Source organism: Streptomyces sp. NBC_00075 (genome assembly GCF_045041225.1).
GTDB classification, from domain to species: domain Bacteria; phylum Actinomycetota; class Actinomycetes; order Streptomycetales; family Streptomycetaceae; genus Streptomyces; species Streptomyces adonidis.
The window spans coordinates 3,198,676-3,215,108 of sequence record NZ_CP108243.1 but is presented as its reverse complement, the minus strand read 5'-3'; the positions used below and the strand labels follow the sequence as shown (position 1 = coordinate 3,215,108).

Below are 16,433 nucleotides of genomic sequence, written 5' to 3'. Positions count from 1 at the left end.
GCAGTACAGGGGCTGCAAAGGAAGCGCCGCCCCGGTGAGTTGATCCACCGGGGCGGCGCCGTGTCGTTCACGGGTCCTGAACAGTGCCCGAACGGGCCCTTACGGGCTGTGTGTTCAGGCCGTCGGGAACGTGATCTTCCAGCCGTTGATCCTGCCGGTGTCCTGGGCCGCCCGGTCCTGGACCCGCAACACCCAGGTCCCGTTGGCGACCTCGGACGAGGCGTTCACCGTGTACGGCTCGTTCACGTCGTCCGCCGAGTCCGAGGAACTGAACGGCTTCAGGTTGTAGACCGACCCGTCGGGCGCCACCAGATCGACGACGAGGTCGCCGCGCCAGGTGTGCGTGATGTCCGGCGTGACGATCAGGTTGGTCGGCGCGTTGCCGGTGATCCCGGTGACCGCGAGCGACGAGGTCACCGCGGCACCGTTGTCCGGAATCGATACGGCGGTCGTGGACTCGAAGGAGGTCCCGGTGCCACCGCCACCGCCCGGACGCGTACCGACGTTGATACCGGCCCAGGCGTTCTGCACGGCCGTGTACTCGGCGCTCGTCGTGCCGTACAGCTCACCCGCCGCCGCGAGCGTCCCGGTGCGGGCCGCCGCGTAGTTGGTGGTCGAGGTGAACTTCGTGGTGAGCGCGCGGAACCAGATCTTCTCCGCCTTGTCGCGGCCGATGCCGGTCACCGCGAGCCCGTCCGAGGTCGCCGAGTTGTAGGTGACACCGTTGATGGTCTTGGTGCCGCTGCCCTCGGAGAGCAGGTAGAAGAAGTGGTTCGCGGGGCCCGACGAGTAGTGCACGTCGATCGACCCGATGCCCGAGTACCAACTGTCCTTGGACGAACCGTCCTTGCTCGGCTTGTCCATGTAACGCAGCGGCGTCCCGTCGCCGTTGATGTTGATCTCCTCGCCGATGAGGTAGTCACCGACGTCGGAGGAGTTGTTGGCGTAGAACTCGACCGTCGAGCCGAAGATGTCGGAGGTCGCCTCGTTCAACCCGCCCGACTCACCGCTGTAGTTGAGGCCGGCCGTGTTGGCGGTGAGGCCGTGCGTCATCTCGTGCGCGGCCACGTCGATCGACGTCAGCGGGTTGGCGTTGCCCGAGCCGTCGCCGTACGTCATGCAGAAGCAGCTGTCCTGCCAGAACGCGTTGACGTAGTTGTTGCCGTAGTGGACGCGCGAGTACGCGCCGACGCCGTCGCCCCGGATGCCGGAACGCCCGTGCACGTTCTTGTAGTAGTCCCACGTCAGCGCGGCGCCGTATGCGGCGTCGGCGCCGGCCGACTCCAGGTTGGACGGCAGGCCGTTGCCCCACACGTCGTCGGAGCCCGAGAAGAGGGTGCCGGTGCCGGAGGTGCCACGGTTCAGGTTGTACGTCTTGTGGCTGCCGCGCGCGGCGTCGGTCAGGTTGTACGTCGACCCGGACTGCGTGGTGCCGAGTTCGACCGTCCCGCTGTACACCGTGTTGCCGGTGCCGGTCTCGATCGCCTCCCACTCGAACAGCTTCGCGCCCGAGGTGGCGTCCGTGATGACGTGCAGCTCCTGCGGGGTGCCGTCGTGCTGGAAGCCGCCGACGACCGTCTCGTAGGCGAGTACGGGGGTGCCGCTCGCGGCCCAGATCACCTTGCGCGGCGCCTTGTTGACGTCGGGGCTCTTGGCCTCCTCCGCCTTCGCCGCGCCCAGCGCCTGGGTCTCCGCCTTTGCGGCGGCGATCTTCGGCGTCAGGGACGCGACCTTGATGGTGGCCCGGGTCGCCTTCACGACGCCTTCCGTGGCACCGGACTCGGCGGTGTCGACGACCAGGTCGCCGCCCAGGACCGGGAGTCCGTCGTACGTGCGCTCGTACCGCGTGTGCACGGTGCCGTCGCCGTCCTTGAGGACGTCACGGACGACGAGCTTCTCCTTGGCGCCCAGGCCGAGTTCCTCGGCGGTCTCCGCCTTGGTGGCGTTGGCCTCGGCGAGGAGCGCGGCGCGCTGGGCGGGCGACAGCTTGACGGACTCGGAGCCCGGTATGACCTTGCCCGCGGCCGACGGTGCCTTCTCCGGGGCTGCGGTGGCGGCGCCGGACTGAACGGCCGCTGCCAGCAGGGCGGTTACGGCGACGAGGGCGCCGGTGGCGACCCGTCGCTGGGTGCTACGGGAGAACTGGGCGGTGCTGGTGTGGGGGGTTGTGTGGGGGGTGCGTCTGTGGGACTGGCGTCTCAACACTGACTCCTTCTGCATGGCCGCGGGTCGAGCGGCCAGGGGGGACCGGACGGTGGTCGTCCGTCCGGGGCAGAACCGGTGCGTGCGGATGCGCGGCGAAGAACACAGCGGTGTTGCTGTGGAGCGGCTGTGAAGGTGCCGTGGGAAGAGTGCCAGGCGAGAACATATGCTGTCAGGACCGCGTCAAGAAGTTGGCTGGAAACAGTCCGTTGCCCGGTTGGTCATGTTCGCTATACGGACTATTCACCCTTCGAGGGCTTCCAGCCTTCGGGGGCTAGGGCTGCTGCTCCCCGTGCCACGACCGCCACAGCGCCGCGTACGCCCCGTCCGCCGCCACCAGCCCCTCGTGCGTGCCGAGTTCGGTGAGCAGCCCCTCCTCCATCACGGCCACCCGGTCCGCGTCGTGCGCGGTGTGCAGCCGGTGCGCGATGGCGATCACGGTGCGCCCTTCGAGTACGGCGGCCAGCGCGCGCTCCGTGTGACGCGCGGTCGTCGGATCGAGCAGCGCCGTCGCCTCGTCCAGGATCAGTGTGTGCGGGTCGGCCAGCACGACCCGGGCCAGGGCGAGTTGCTGGGCCCGCGAACCGTCGGTCGACTCCCCGTCGGGGCCCAGCTCGGTGTCCAGCCCGGCCGGCAGCTCGCGCACCCAGTCGGCGGCGCCGACCGCGGCCAGCGCGGCCCACAACTCGGCGTCCGTGGCGGCCGGTTCGGCGATCAGGAGATTGTCCCGGACCGTGCCGAGGAAGACATGGTGCTCCTGGGTGACGAGCACGACCTGCCGTCGCAGCTCCTCGGGCCCCAGCGCGGCGATCGGTACGCCGCCCACGGTCACCGTGCCCGAACGCGGCTCGTCGATGCCCGCGAGCAGGCGGCACAGCGTCGTCTTGCCCGCACCCGAGGGCCCGACCACCGCGAGCCGTTCACCCGGCCGCACGGTCAGATCGACCCCGCGCAGCACCTCGCCCCCACGGTCGTACGCGTACCGCACACCGACCACGTCGATGCGGTCGCCGACGGGTACGGGGGATGCCTCGGATCCGCCCTTCGGCGCCCGCCCGAGCCCCTCGACCCGAGCGAACGAGGCACTGCTGGACTGTAGTTGCTCCATCCAGGTGAGCACCTCGTCGAGCGGCGCCTCCAGTTGCCGCAGATACAGGGCGGCCGCCACGACCGCGCCCAGACTGACCGCCCCCTGCCCGTGCAGGACACCGCCCAGCACGAGCACGACGGTCACGGGAAGGACGTACGACACCTCCACCGGCGGAAAGAACATCGACCGCAGATACAGCGTGTGCAGCCGCCTGCGGCGCGATTCGTCCAACGCCTCCCGGCTCACCGCCACCCGCTGTTCGGCGAGCCCGAACGCGTCGACCGTGCGTGCGCCCGACGCGGTCGCCGCGAGGATCTCCGCGACCTCGGAGTTGGCGGAGCCCTCGGCGAGGTAGGCGGTGCGCGCCCGGCGCAGATACCAGCGCAGCGCGAACCAGATACCGCTCTGCGCGAGCACCGCCGCCAGCCCGAGCAGCGGATCGAGCGCGAACACGGCACCGCCGATGAACAGACACTGCACCGACGCGATGAGCAGCTCCGGCCCGGCATCACGCAGGGTCGTGCCTACCTGGCTGACGTCGGCCGTCCCCCGGGCGGTCAGATCCCCGGTCCCGGCCCGCTCGACGACGGAGGCGGGCAGGGCGAGCGCCCGGTCGACGAACTCCTCCCGCACCCGGGCGAGCGTCCGCTCCCCGAACCGGTACCCGACGTACCGGGCCCAGCGAGCCAGCAGCAACTGCCCCACCGCACAGACGACGATGACCAGCCCGAGCCGATCCACGACGGAGACCCCGGCCCCCGCCCGCACCTCGTCGATGATCCGCCCGACCAGCCAGGGCGCGACAAGCCCGGCCCCGGCGGCGAGGGAGTTCAGCAGCAGGAGCGCGGCGAACGCGGGGGCGTCGGCACGGACGAGCCGTACGGCGGCCCGACGGACGTCGGCGGCTTCGGCGACGGGCAGTTGGGCGCTCACTGCGTGAACTCCTTGATGTTCGCCGGGCTTTCGCCGTTGACGGCCGCGGCTTTGGCGTCGTCGGCAGGCGGGTCGAGCGGCAGGGCGGCGGTGGATTCGCGGACACCGGTGCGGATCAGCTGGACCTCCGCCGCGTCCGCGACGGGCAGTTGGGCGCTCACCGTACGGACTCCTCGATGTTCTCCAGGTTCTGCGGGTCCTCTTCGTCGGCCTCGTCCGCGTCGCGGGCCACCAGGGCCCGGTAACCCGGTTCCTCCGCGAGGAGCCGTTGGTGGGTGCCGACGGCTGCCGACTTGCCGTCGACCAGGTAGTACACGGTGTCCGCGCGGTCCAGCAGCAGGGGCGAGGTGGAGGCGACGACCGTTGTGCGGTCCGTGCGTTCGGTGCGCAGGCGGTCCGCCACCGCGGCCTCCGTGTGGGCGTCCAGCGCCGAGGTCGGCTCGACCGCGAGCAGTACCTCGGGGTCGGCGAGCAGCGCCCGTACCAGGCGTACGCGTTGCCGTTGTCCGCCCGAGAGGTTGCGGCCCTGGGCGTCGATCGCCGAGTCGAGGCCGTCCGGCAGCCCCAGGACGATGTCGTCGGCGACGGCCGCGTGCACCGCCCGTGCGATGGCCGCCTCGCTCAACTTCCGGCGCCCGGAGACCAGTTCGCGCAGGGTCCCGGCGAACAGGTCGGCCTCGTTGTCGGCGACCAGGATGCGGGCGCGCACCTGGGACAGGGCGATCTCGTCGAGCCGTACGCCGCCCCAGGTCGCCGCCGACGGCGCGAACCGGCCGAGCCGGTCGACGACCGCGACGGCATCGGCGGGCCGGGCACCGGCGAGCGCGGTCAGCCGCCCCGGTACGACGGTCACGCCGGAGTCCGGGTCGTGCAGCGGGGCGGAAGACGCGGGCGCGTCCAGGACGCCGCTGTCGTTGTCCGGCTCCAGCGCCAGGAACCGTACGACCCGCCTCGCCGCCACCAGCGCACGGCTGATCTGGAAACCGCACTCGATGAAGAACGCCACCGGCACGATCAGCACGGCGACATAGCCGTACACCGACACCAACTCGCCCACGGAGATGTCCCCTTGGGCGGCCAGCCGGGCCGCGAGCCAGGTCACCAGGGCCAGGAACAGGGTCGGCAGGCCGACCCCGAGCGCCTGGATCCAGCTGCTCACCGCCCCGACCCGGTACCCCTGTTCCTGGAGGCGGCGCGAGTCACGGCGGAAGGCGTCGGCGAACAGCCCTTTGCCGCCGAGCCCGTTGAGGACGCGCAGGCCGCCCGAGAGGTCGCCGATCCGGGCGGTCAGGATGCCCTGGCGCTCCCGGTACGACCCCTCCACTCCCTGGAGCCGGCCGAGCAGCGGTCCGATGAGCAGGGCGACGACGGGCACCCCGAGCAGGATCACGGCGGCCAGCGTCGGTGACACCGACAGCAGCAGTCCGGCGACCACGCAGTAGGAGACGAACGCGCCGACGCCCGGCCCGACGAACGTCAACGACTGGGCGATCGTCGACACATCGCCGACGCCGATCGTGACGACCTCCCCGGCCCCGACCTGCCGGGGCAGCGCGGCCCCCAGCCGTACGGCCTGCCCGATCACGACCTTGACCGTACGGAAGTTGGCGTCCATCCGGATCCGGGTCATCGTCCGGTGCCGCATGATGCTCAGCCACGCACTGAACGTCCCGACGGCGAGGATCGCGCCCGCCCAGCCCGTCAGCACGGCTTGGTCGCCCGGTTCGAGACCGTCGTCGACGGCCCGGGACAGCAGATACGGCGTCAACGCCATCAGCGTCGTCCAGGTGCTGCCCAGCAGCGCCCCGACCGCACACCGCCGCCACTGCTGCCGCACCAGCCACAGCAGATAGCGGGCGGGGCCCCGGGAGTCGGGCGTGCCGGGATCCTCGTACGCGTCGATCATTGCTCTCTCGTCCCCCGGTCGCGTCCTGTGCCTGGTGTCCTGTACTCGTGGCTCACGAACTCATGCCAGGCTGTCCCGCCAGGCCCGGTGCAGATCCGCGAACCGGCCCGTACCGGCGATGAGTTCGGCCGGGTGCCCGTCCTCGACGACCCGCCCGTGCTCCATCACCAGCACCCGGTCGGCGATCTCCACGGTCGACAGCCGGTGTGCGATGACCACGGCCGTACGACCGTTCAGCACCGTCGACATCGCGCGCTGCACGGCCCGTTCACCCGGGATGTCCAGGGAGCTGGTCGCCTCGTCGAGGATCAGCACCGCCGGGTCGGCGAGCAACGCCCGTGCGAACGCGACCAGTTGGCGCTGCCCGGCGGAGATACGGCCGCCTCGTTTCCGTACGTCCGTGTCGTAGCCCTCCGGCAGGGCGCTGATGAAATCGTGCGCGCCGATCGCCTTCGCCGCCCGCTCGATCTCCTCGCGCTCGGCGTCCGGGCGGCCTATGGCGATGTTGTCGGCGACGCTCCCGGAGAACAGGAAGGCCTCCTGCGTCACCATCACGACCCCGCGCCGCAGCTCCGGGTTGGCGAGGTCGCGCAGCTCGACGTCGTCGAGGAGGATCCGCCCCTCGGTGGGGTCGTAGAAGCGGGCGAGCAGCTTGGCCAGGGTGGACTTGCCCGCGCCGGTCGAGCCGACGACCGCGACGGTCTGCCCGGCCGGGAGGGTGAGGTCGAAGCGGGGCAGCACCTCGCCGCCGGTGCGGTACGCGAACCGGACCTCGTCGAAGACGACCTCGCGACCCGGGTGCTCGGACTCCCGTACCGGAAGCCGGCGCGGAGCCGTCGGCTCCGGGACGGAGGGTGTCTGGGCGAGCAGCCCGGAGATCTTCTCCAGGGAGGCGGTGGCCGACTGGTACGAGTTGAGGAACATGCCGAGCCGGTCGATGGGGTCGTACAGCCGGCGCAGATACAGCACGGCGGCGGCCAGGACACCCAGTTCGAGGGAGTCGTCCGCGACGCGGTGGGCGCCCCACAACACCATCGCCGCGACAGCGGTGTTGGCGACGACCCGGGAGCTGACGACGTAACGGGCCATCTCCAGCAGCGCGTCGCCGTTCCTGCGCTCGTGCCGCTTGTTGAGGACCGCGAACTCGGTGTCGTTGACGGCCTCGCGGCGGAACGCGCGCACCGGCCGGATGCCGTTCATCGTCTCGACGAACTTGACGATGACGGAGGCGATGGCGGTGGACCGCAGCCCGTACACGCGGCCGGCCCGGCGGCGGTAGGACCGGATGAGGAGGCCGAGGGGGACGAAGGACGCGACGGCGAGCGCGCCGAGTCCGAGGTCCAGCCAGAGGAGGGTCGCCGAGATGTAGGCGAAGGACAGGGCGACGGTGACGAGTTCCTGGAGCCCGTCGTTCAGCAGCTCGCGCAGCGACTCGACGTCCGCCGTGGAGCGGGAGATCAGCCGGCCCGAGGTGTAGCGCTCGTGGAAGTCGAGGCTGAGGGCCTGCGCGTGCCGGAAGATCCGCCCGCGCAGATCGAGCAGCGCGTCCTGGCTGACCCGGGCGGCGGACCCGATGAACCAGTACTGGAGCCCGCCGGAGGCCAGCGCGCAGAGGAGATAGCCGACGCCGACCGCGACGAGCGGCCCGTTGTCGTGGTCGCGGAAGGCCGGTACGGCACTGTCGATCGCGTACGCGACGAGTAGCGGTCCCGCCTGGACGGCCGCCTGCTGGAGCAGCAGAAGCACGGCGGTGAGGACGACCCGGCCCTTCATCGGGGCGAGGAGCGAGCGGAGCAGGCCTGCGGTGGCGCCCTTGGGGGTGGGGAGGTCGTCCTGGTCGAAGGGGTCGCCGGGGGCGGGGGGTCGGGGAGTGGCGGGGGCCGCCTCGGTGCCCGGTTCGGGCGCCTTGGAGGTCCCGGAAGCCTTGGAGGCCTTGGAGGTCTCGGGGGGTTGTTCGTCGTCGGGGGTCGGCGCGGTCGTCGTGGGTGCCGTCATCGGGCGGCCTCCTCGAAGCTGTCGGTGCTGCTGCTGCTGCTGTCGTCGTGGCCGTGGCCGTGGCTGCGGTCGGTCTCCTCGTCCGCGCCGGCCATCAGCCAGGCGTACTCGGCGTTCGTCCGCAGGAGTTCGTGGTGGGTGCCCACAGCGGCGACCCGGCCGCCGGAGAGCAGGGCGACGCGGTCGGCGAGCAGGACCGTGGACGGGCGGTGCGCCACGATCAGGGCGGTGGTGTCGGCGAGGACCCGGCGCAGCGCGGCCTCGACGGCGGCCTCCGTGTGGACGTCCAGCGCGGACAGGGGGTCGTCGAGGACGAGGAATCTGGGCTTGCCGACGACAGCGCGGGCCAGTGCGAGCCGCTGTCGCTGGCCGCCGGAGAGGCTGAGGCCCTGCTCGCCGACCTGGGTGTCGATGCCGTGTGGAAGCGAGTGCACGAAATCGGCCTGGGCGACGGAGAGAGCGTGCCGCAGCTCGGCCTCGCCCGCCTCGTCCCCGGCGCCCATGAGGACGTTGTCCCCGACGCTCGCCGAGAAGAGGGTGGGTTCCTCGAAGGCGACGGCGACCAGGGCGCGCAGTTCCTCTCTGGGCAGGGCGGAGATGTCGTGCCCGTCGAGGGTGATACGCCCCGAGGTCACCTCGTGCAGCCGGGGGACGAGGGCGGTCAGCGTGGTCTTGCCGCTGCCGGTCGTGCCGACGAGGGCCATGGACTCGCCTGGACGGATGTGGAGGTCGACGCGGTCGAGGACGGGAGGGGAGTCGACGGGGGCGTCGGGGTATCGGAAGGTGACGTTGTGGAAGTGCAGGCCGCGGCCGACGTCGGCCGCGCCCGGGTGCGGCGGCATGGCTTCGCCGGTTCGTGGGTTGTCGGCCGCGGGCCCGGTGGGGGCTGGTCGCGCAGTTCCCCGCGCCCCTTCGGGGGCGCCGTAGTGACCGTTGGGAGTCGCGTGCCCGTCGGTCGCGGCGGAGGCGCTCGCCGCATCAGGCATACCGGCCGCACCATGCGCGTCCGCTCCACCATGCGCACCGGCTGCACCGGCCCCGCCCGAGGCCGGCGCGGGGGCACCGGTGCCGGGAACCACCTTGCTGCCCGCTTCCGCTGCCTCTCCCGCGCCCTCCGGTTCCTCGTCCATCACCTCGAAGTAGCGTTCCGTGGCCGTTGCCGCGTCCTGGCTCATTGCCAGGAGGAAGCCGATGGAGTCCACGGGCCAGCGCAGGGCGAGGGCCGTGGAGAGGAAGGCGACCAGGGTGCCGGCGGACAGGTCTCCGTCGGCCACCTGCAAGGTGCCGAGGACGAGCGCCGCGCCGATCGCCAGTTCCGGCAGCGTGACGATCACCGCCCAGATCGACGACAGCAGGCGGGCCTTGTGCAGTTCGGTGCCGCGCAGGGTCCGTGCCAGTTCGCGGAAGGCCCGTGCCTGGCTGCGGTGTCGGCCGAACCCCTTGATGATCCGGATGCCGAGCACGCTCTCCTCGACGACCGTCGTCAGGTCGCCCACCTGGTCCTGGGCACGCCGGGCCACCAGGTGGTAGCGCCGTTCGAAGACGATGCACACGATCAGTACGGGGATGGCGGGCCCCAGGATCACCAGGCCGAGTGACCAGTCCTGGACCAGCATGATGATCACGCCGACCAGGATCGTCACCGCGTTGACCAGCAGGAACGTCAGCGGGAAGGCGAGGAACATCCGCAGCAGCATCAGGTCCGAGGTCGCCCGGGAGAGCAGCTGTCCGGACGGCCAGCGGTCGTGGAAGGCGACCGGCAGCCGTTGGAGCCGCTGGTACAGATCCGCCCGCATCGCCGCCTCGACCCCGGCCAGCGGCCGGGCCACCAGCCACCGCCGCAGCCCGAACAGCAGCGCCTCGCCGAGCCCGAGCAGCAGCAGCCACAGCGCCCCCAGCCACACCCCGCGCGAGTCGTGGTCGGCGATCGGCCCGTCCACCATCCACTTCAGGACGAGCGGGATCACCAGCCCCATGCACGACGCGAGGACGGCGACGAACGCGGCGCTGAACAGCCGTACACGCACCGGCCGTACATACGGCCACAGGCGCAGCAGCGTACGTACGGCGGAACGGCCACGGTTGTTCGCGGTTTCGGGTTCCTTGGTGTTTGCACGTGTCGTGGGCATCAAGGGCGAGCCTACGGACCACCACTGACAGTGCCTACCGAGTTTTGACCCGGATCGGGTCGGGCGCTGGTCCTACGACCTGCGTGTTCGAGAGGTCGTACGGTCGGTCGTACGGCTGGTCGTACGGGTGCATCAACCGATCGGCCGATGCCGGTCCGAGCGCTTCGGCCGATGTGCCGCCCCTGCCAGTGCCGCGACCCTGATGCCATGTCCGTCATCGAAGTGAACGAACTGCGCAAGTCCTACGGTGGCCGGCCGGTCGTGGACGGTGTCTCCTTCGCCGTCGAGGAGGGCGAGATCTTCGGGATCCTCGGCCCGAACGGCGCCGGCAAGACCACCACCGTCGAGTGCGTCGAGGGACTGCGGGTGCCCGACGCGGGCCGGGTCCGGGTCACCGGCCTCGACCCGGTCACCGACCACGAGGCCACCAGCAGGGTCCTCGGCGCCCAGCTCCAGCAGAGCGAGCTCCAGGCCAAGCTGACCGTCCGCGAGGCCCTGGAGCTGTACGCGGCCTTCTACCCCCGTCCCGCCGACTGGCGCCCGCTGGCCGAACGGCTGGGCCTGACCGACCGGCTCACCGCCAGGTTCGGCAAGCTCTCCGGTGGCCAGAAACAGCGCCTCTTCATCGCGCTCGCGCTCATCGGCAACCCCCGGGTCGTCGTCCTCGACGAACTGACCACGGGCCTCGACCCCCGCGCCCGCCGGGACACCTGGCAGCTCATCGAGGACGTACGGGCGAGCGGGGTGACCGTCCTCCTGGTCACGCACTTCATGGAGGAGGCGCAGCGGCTCTGCGACCGGATCGCCGTGATCGACAAGGGGCGGATCGCCGCCCTGGACACCCCGGCCGGCCTGATCCGCCGCTCGGCGGGCGCCACGGTGATCAGCTTCACCCCGTCCGGGCCCCTGCCCGAGGACGCCCTGACCGCCCTTCCGGCGCTCGCCTCGGTCGAGTACAAGGACGGCCGGGTCACCCTCTCCGGCACCGACGAGACCGTCAACGCCGTCATCACCCTCCTCGCCCGCAGCCATGTCACGGCCCACCAACTCCGTGTCACCGAAGCCACGTTGGACGACGCGTTCCTCGACCTCACGAAGGAGGAAGCCGCATGAGCACGGCCGTACTGAGGACCGAGGTCCGGCTCTTCCGGCGCGAGCCGGGCGCGCTGTTCTGGATCCTGCTGTTCCCGACCCTGCTGCTGGTGATCCTCGGCTCCATCCCGTCCTTCCGCGACCCCGACCCGGCCTTCGGCGGCCTGCGCCCGGTCGACGCATACGTTCCGGTGGCCGTGCTGCTCGGCCTGATCGTGGGCGGCCTCCAGTCGATGCCGCAGACCCTCACCGGCTACCGCGAGCAGGGCATCCTGCGCCGCATGTCGACCACCCCGGTCCGTCCCGCCACCCTGCTCTCCGCGCAGATGACGGTCTACGGCGGTGCCGCCCTGGCGTCGGCGCTCACCGCCCTCGTCGTGGGCCGCCTGGCCTTCGACGTACGACTGCCCGAGCAGCCCTTCGGTTACGTCCTCGCCCTGGTCCTGGCCGTGCTGGCCGCCCTCGCCCTGGGCGCCCTCGTCTCCGCCCTCTCCCGCTCGACGAAGATCGCGGCGGCGATCGGCTCGGCCGTGTTCTTCCCGGCGATGTTCTGCGCGGGCGTGTGGGCGCCGGTGCAGACCATGCCGGACGTGCTGGCCAGGATCGTCGGGTACACACCGTTCGGCGCGGCGGCGCAGGCGCTGAACCAGGCAGCGGCGGGGGACTGGCCCGGCTGGGACCACCTGGGCGTGACGGCCGCCTGGACGGTGCTGCTGACGGCGGGCGCCGCGCGCTGGTTCCGGTGGGAGTAGGCGGGGGTGGGCGAGGGCCCGTGCAGACTGGGGAGATGACCGCGCCGACCGGAGACATGACGGCGGTGGACCAGGACCAGATCGAGCACCGTCAGGACCAGGTCCATACCTGGGGTGTCTACGGGCTGCTCGCCGTCTCCTGCCTGCTCACGGTCGTCGCTGGCGGGCTGGTGGGGAGCCGCGCCGAGTGGTACGCGGCCGGGGCCCTGGTGCTCGCCGCGGTGCTGCTCCAGCTGTGGCACGGGCCCCGCCGCGGCCCCCGTACCGCGTCCTGGCGCGGGACCGTCTACTACGCCCTGCGCTGGGCGATCTCCTTCGCCCTCACCTGGATCAACCCGTTCTTCGGGTTCTTCGCGGCCACCGGCTACTTCGACAGCGACGAGACGATCGTCGGACCGTGGCGGCAGCGGTTCGGCCTCTTCGCCACCGCCCTCGTGGTGGCGGGCACACAGGCCGGCGGGCTGCCCTTCCACAGCGTCGTCCAGTGGCCGCTGTTCGGCGTGATGCTGCTGACGAACACCGCCATGCTGGGACTGGCCGGCCATGTCGCCCAGCAGCAGGAGCAGCGCTCCCGCGACCGGGCCGTCACCATCGCCGAACTGGAGCGCACCAACACGGCGTTGCAGCAGGCCCTCGACGAGAACGCGGCCCTGCACGCCCAACTCCTGCTCCAGGCAAGGGAGGCGGGTGTCGCCGACGAACGGCGCCGACTGGCCGCCGAGATCCACGACACCATCGCCCAGGGCCTGACCGGGATCATCGCCCAGCTCCAGGTGGTGACGAACACCCCCGACCGGACCCTGGCACGCGAGCACATCGACCGCGCCATGAAGCTGGCCCGCCACAGCCTCGGCGAGGCCCGCCGCTCCGTACAGAACCTCGCCCCGGTCGCCCTGGAGAACGACGGGCTGCCGGAAGCCCTGAAGAAGACGGTCGTGGAGTGGTCCGAACGGACGGGCGTACGCGCCGAGTTCACGGTCACCGGAGCGTCGGAGCAACTCCACGCGGAACTCGCGGCAACGCTCCTGCGCATCGCCCAGGAAGCCCTGTCGAACGCCTCCCGGCACGCCCGCGCGACCCGGGTCGGCGTCACCCTCACCTACCTCGGCGACGAGGTCATCCTCGACATCCGCGACGACGGCCAGGGCTTCGACCCGCTCGCCGTCCGCGAACGCACCGGCACCGGCGGCTTCGGCCTCGACGGCATGCGCGCCCGCGCCGAACGCATCGCGGGCTCACTCACCCTGGAGTCGGAGCGCGGCCACGGCACGGCGGTCTCGGCACGCGTACCGTTGGTCCCCCATGACAGCTGACCTGCCCATCACCCTCCTGATCGTCGACGACCACCCGGTGGTACGGGACGGTCTGCGCGGCATGTTCGAGTCGGCGCCGGACTTCACGGTGCTGGCCGAGGCGTCGGACGGCGTGGAGGCGGTACGCCTGGCCACCGCCCTCGACCCGGACGTGATCCTGATGGACCTGCGCATGCCGGGCGGGGGAGGCGTGGCGGCCATCGCGGAGCTGACGCGGACCGGCGCCCGGGCGAAGATCCTCGTCCTGACGACGTACGACACGGACTCCGACACCCTCCCCGCGATCGAGGCGGGCGCCACCGGCTACCTCCTCAAGGACGCCCCGAGGGACGAACTCTTCACGGCGGTACGGGCCGCCGCCCAGGGCCGCACGGTCCTCTCTCCGGCGGTCGCCTCCCGCCTGGTCTCGGCCGTCCGCACCCCGGGCAACGAGCCCCTCTCCGCCCGCGAACGCGAGGTCCTGGCCCTGGTCGCCCAGGGCACGTCGAACCGGGAGATCGCCCGCGTCCTGTTCATCAGCGAGGCCACGGTGAAGACCCATCTCACCCACCTGTACGGCAAGTTGGGCGTGAAGGACCGCGCGGCGGCGGTGGCGACGGCGTACCAGCGAGGGATTCTCGGCTGAGCCCACCGGGTCGGACAGGGCCTAACTCGGGTACGGCAGAAGCCCGTTCGCGATCGCCTCCCACGCACCCTTCAGCTCGGCGAGCAACTCGGGCCGGTCCGGGGCGAGATCGGCCTGCTCGCGCTGGTCGGCGGCCAGGTTGTACAGATGATCGGTCTTCGCGGCGTCCTGGTAGTACTTCCAGTCCCCCCGCCGCAGTGCCCGGTTGGCCCGCACCCGCCAGAACAGATCCCGCTCGGGCAGTTCCTCGTCCCGCAGCAGATACCCGGCGAGGCTGTGACCGTCCAGCGGATAGGCGGGGTCGGGCCGGGCACCGCCCAGCTCCAGGAAGGTCGCCGTCCAGTCGGGGGAGAAGACGGGTACGTGGCTGACCTGGCGCCCGTCGATCCCGGCGGGCCAGCGCACGATGGTCGGCACCCGGATACCGCCCTCCTGGAGCACGAACTTCTCACCGCTCAGCGGCCACAGGTACGACCAGCGCTCGCCGCCGTTGTCGCTGGCGAAGTACACCAGCGTGTTCTCCTCCTGGCCCGACCGGCGCAGGGCGGCGAGCACCTCACCGACGGCCGCGTCCAGGCTCTGCACCATCTCCGTGTACTTCTCGACGGAGCCGCCGTCGTAGTGGTTCAGGGCCTTGCTGACCTCGGCCTGGCTCTTGGCGGCCCGGATCTTGGCGGCGATCTCGGCACCGGTCTCCTCGTCGCCCTCGGCGAGCCACGGCCAGTGCGGAGTGGTGAAGTTGAGGTTGAGCAGCCAGGGCTTGTTCCCGTGGTCCCGCCCGACGTACTCGACGGCCCGCTCGGTCAGCACCTCCGTGTAGTACCGCAGGTCCTGATACTCGGCGTCGCCCTCGTACAGGTCGTGGTCGCCGAGCTGGCCGAGCTTGGAGAAGTACTCCAGCACACCCCCGTGATTGCCGAAGAACTCGTCCCACCCGGACTTGGTGGGGCTGTAGTCGGGCAGCCAGCCGCAGTGCCACTTGCCGATGAGCGCGGTGGAGTAGCCGGCCTTCTTCAACAGGGAGGCGAGCGTGGGGTGTTCGGGATCGAGCCCCTGCGTCCTGTTGGCGATCGGCTCGGCGAGCCCGCCCGGAGTACGCCCCGGATACCTCCCCGTGTACAGGCTGAACCGGGTCGGCGAGCAGGTCGCGGACCCGGAGTAGGAGTCGGTGAACCTGACCCCCTGCCGGGCGAGCCGGTCCAGGTGGGGCGTCTTGATGTGCGGGGCGCCGTAGGAGGAGAGGTCGGCCCAGCCGAGGTCGTCGCCGAGGATGACGAGGAGGTTGGGACGGCGTCTGCCGTGCTGTCCGGCCGTACGGGCCCGGAACGGACGCTCAGCGGCAGCGGCAGGAGTCGTACCGGCGGCGGCAACGGCGGTGACGGCTCCGCCACCGACGAGACCACCGAACGTACGACGGGATATTTCGGGCATGCGGGAGTTCCTTAGGGCAGAGGGGGCCCACGAAGGGGACACCTAAGGGAGGGAGGGGAGAAGAGAGGAAGGGACCGTGGGCTCAGCGACAGATGGCGCTGGACTGCCGGCACAGGTCGACATGACGCCGTTCCACGAGCGCGATGTGCGCGCGGCGGAGACCGGCGGAGTTCCTCATGGTCATGGACGGTGCCAGGGGGACGACAGGGGCGTCAAGAAGGTGTCCACGGACCGGAACCGGCACGGAATTCGGGCGACAGGACCCAGCGACTCTGGAACGCTGCGGAACCGGGTCGGCGTCGGCCCGGACCCGGACCCGGACCTTGATGGGAGATCGATGGGTTTCACGCTGGACGGACCGGTTCTTGAAGGCTCGCTCGTACGCCTGGAGCCACTGGACCACCGGCATGCGGCGGACCTGGCCGCCGCGGCGGAGGAGAACCGCAGCTCGTACGGGTTCACCTGGGTGCCTCCGGCGGCCGAGGTCGGCGATTTCATCGACGCCCAGCACGCCCGGGCCGCCGCAGGGTCGCTGGCTCCGTACGCGCAGGTGGACCGGGTGTCGGGGCGCGCGGTGGGAGCCACCGCCTACTGGGAACCGCGGCTCTGGCCGGACGGCGACAGGCTGTGCGCGATCGAGGTCGGCTTCACCTGGCTCGCGGCCTCGGCGCAGGGCACCGGGCTGAACACCGAGGCCAAGTACCTGCTGTTCCGGCACGCGTTCGAGACCTGGCACGTGGCACGCGTCGACCTGAAGACGGACGCCCGCAACGCCCGCTCACGCGCCGCGATCGAGAAGACGGGCGCGCACTTCGAGGGCGTCCTGCGGAGCTGGTCCCCCTCATGGGTACCGGGCGAGGAGGGCAGGCTCCGCGACTCCGCGATGTTCTCGATCACGGCGGAGGAGTGGCCGGACCGCCGGGCGGGCCTGGAACGACGGCTGGCCCTCCGGGTCTAGCGTGGCG

The 16,433-nt window shown here is 71.3% G+C and carries 13 protein-coding genes; 5 read left to right on the top strand and 8 right to left on the bottom strand.

Annotated features, from left to right (window positions below):
• Nucleotides 1–114: 114 nt before the first annotated feature.
• The 6 genes from OG787_RS13650 to OG787_RS13625 form a co-directional block, all read right to left on the bottom strand.
• Nucleotides 115–2,220, bottom strand: coding sequence for a M4 family metallopeptidase (locus OG787_RS13650; RefSeq protein ID WP_405535355.1), 2,106 nt, complete (start codon nt 2,218–2,220; stop codon nt 115–117).
• 256 nt (nt 2,221–2,476) lie between these two features.
• Nucleotides 2,477–4,225 carry an ABC transporter ATP-binding protein gene (locus tag OG787_RS13645; RefSeq protein ID WP_369032491.1) on the bottom strand — a complete coding sequence of 583 codons (1,749 nt, stop codon included), beginning with the start codon at nt 4,223–4,225 and terminating at the stop codon, nt 2,477–2,479.
• Entirely contained in the window at nt 4,222–4,386 is a 165-nt protein-coding gene (locus OG787_RS13640) for a hypothetical protein (RefSeq protein ID WP_369032490.1), read from the bottom strand. The genes OG787_RS13645 and OG787_RS13640 overlap by 4 nt, the downstream gene beginning before the upstream one ends.
• Entirely contained in the window at nt 4,383–6,131 is a 1,749-nt protein-coding gene (locus tag OG787_RS13635; RefSeq protein WP_369032489.1) for an ABC transporter transmembrane domain-containing protein, read from the bottom strand. The genes OG787_RS13640 and OG787_RS13635 overlap by 4 nt, the downstream gene beginning before the upstream one ends.
• A gap of 60 nt (nt 6,132–6,191) precedes the next feature.
• Nucleotides 6,192–8,126, bottom strand: a complete 1,935-nt coding sequence (locus tag OG787_RS13630; protein WP_405535354.1) for an ABC transporter ATP-binding protein — start codon at nt 8,124–8,126, stop codon at nt 6,192–6,194.
• Entirely contained in the window at nt 8,123–10,255 is a 2,133-nt protein-coding gene (locus tag OG787_RS13625) for an ABC transporter ATP-binding protein (RefSeq protein WP_405535353.1), read from the bottom strand. Before OG787_RS13625 ends, OG787_RS13630 begins: the two co-directional genes overlap by 4 nt.
• A 207-nt stretch (nt 10,256–10,462) precedes the next feature.
• On the opposite strand from OG787_RS13625, the gene OG787_RS13620 reads away from it, so the two are divergent.
• The 4 genes from OG787_RS13620 to OG787_RS13605 are packed head-to-tail and all read left to right on the top strand — an operon-like array spanning nt 10,463 to nt 14,037.
• Complete coding sequence (locus OG787_RS13620; RefSeq protein ID WP_405535352.1) at nt 10,463–11,368, top strand: ATP-binding cassette domain-containing protein; 906 nt, start codon at nt 10,463–10,465, stop codon at nt 11,366–11,368.
• Nucleotides 11,365–12,099, top strand: coding sequence for an ABC transporter permease (locus tag OG787_RS13615; RefSeq protein ID WP_405535350.1), 735 nt, complete (start codon nt 11,365–11,367; stop codon nt 12,097–12,099). The genes OG787_RS13620 and OG787_RS13615 overlap by 4 nt, the downstream gene beginning before the upstream one ends.
• Nucleotides 12,100–12,155: 56 nt before the next feature.
• Nucleotides 12,156–13,412: a sensor histidine kinase gene (locus OG787_RS13610; RefSeq protein ID WP_405540481.1), complete on the top strand. Its 1,257-nt coding sequence runs from the start codon at nt 12,156–12,158 to the stop codon at nt 13,410–13,412.
• A complete protein-coding gene (locus OG787_RS13605; RefSeq protein ID WP_405535349.1) occupies nt 13,402–14,037 on the top strand; it encodes a response regulator in 636 nt (211 codons plus the stop codon). The genes OG787_RS13610 and OG787_RS13605 overlap by 11 nt, the downstream gene beginning before the upstream one ends.
• Nucleotides 14,038–14,058: 21 nt before the next feature.
• Here the strand turns inward: OG787_RS13605 and OG787_RS13600 are convergent, their stop codons facing one another.
• The gene (locus OG787_RS13600; RefSeq protein ID WP_405535348.1) at nt 14,059–15,468 is read right to left on the bottom strand and encodes a sulfatase; all 1,410 of its coding nucleotides are present in this window, start codon (nt 15,466–15,468) and stop codon (nt 14,059–14,061) included.
• An 82-nt stretch (nt 15,469–15,550) separates the two neighbouring features.
• Entirely contained in the window at nt 15,551–15,646 is a 96-nt protein-coding gene (locus OG787_RS13595) for a putative leader peptide (protein WP_328285649.1), read from the bottom strand.
• 159 nt (nt 15,647–15,805) lie between these two features.
• Between OG787_RS13595 and OG787_RS13590 the strand changes: the two genes are divergently transcribed.
• Nucleotides 15,806–16,426, top strand: a complete 621-nt coding sequence (locus OG787_RS13590; RefSeq protein WP_369032481.1) for a GNAT family N-acetyltransferase — start codon at nt 15,806–15,808, stop codon at nt 16,424–16,426.
• The last annotated feature ends 7 nt before the right edge of the window (nt 16,427–16,433 follow it).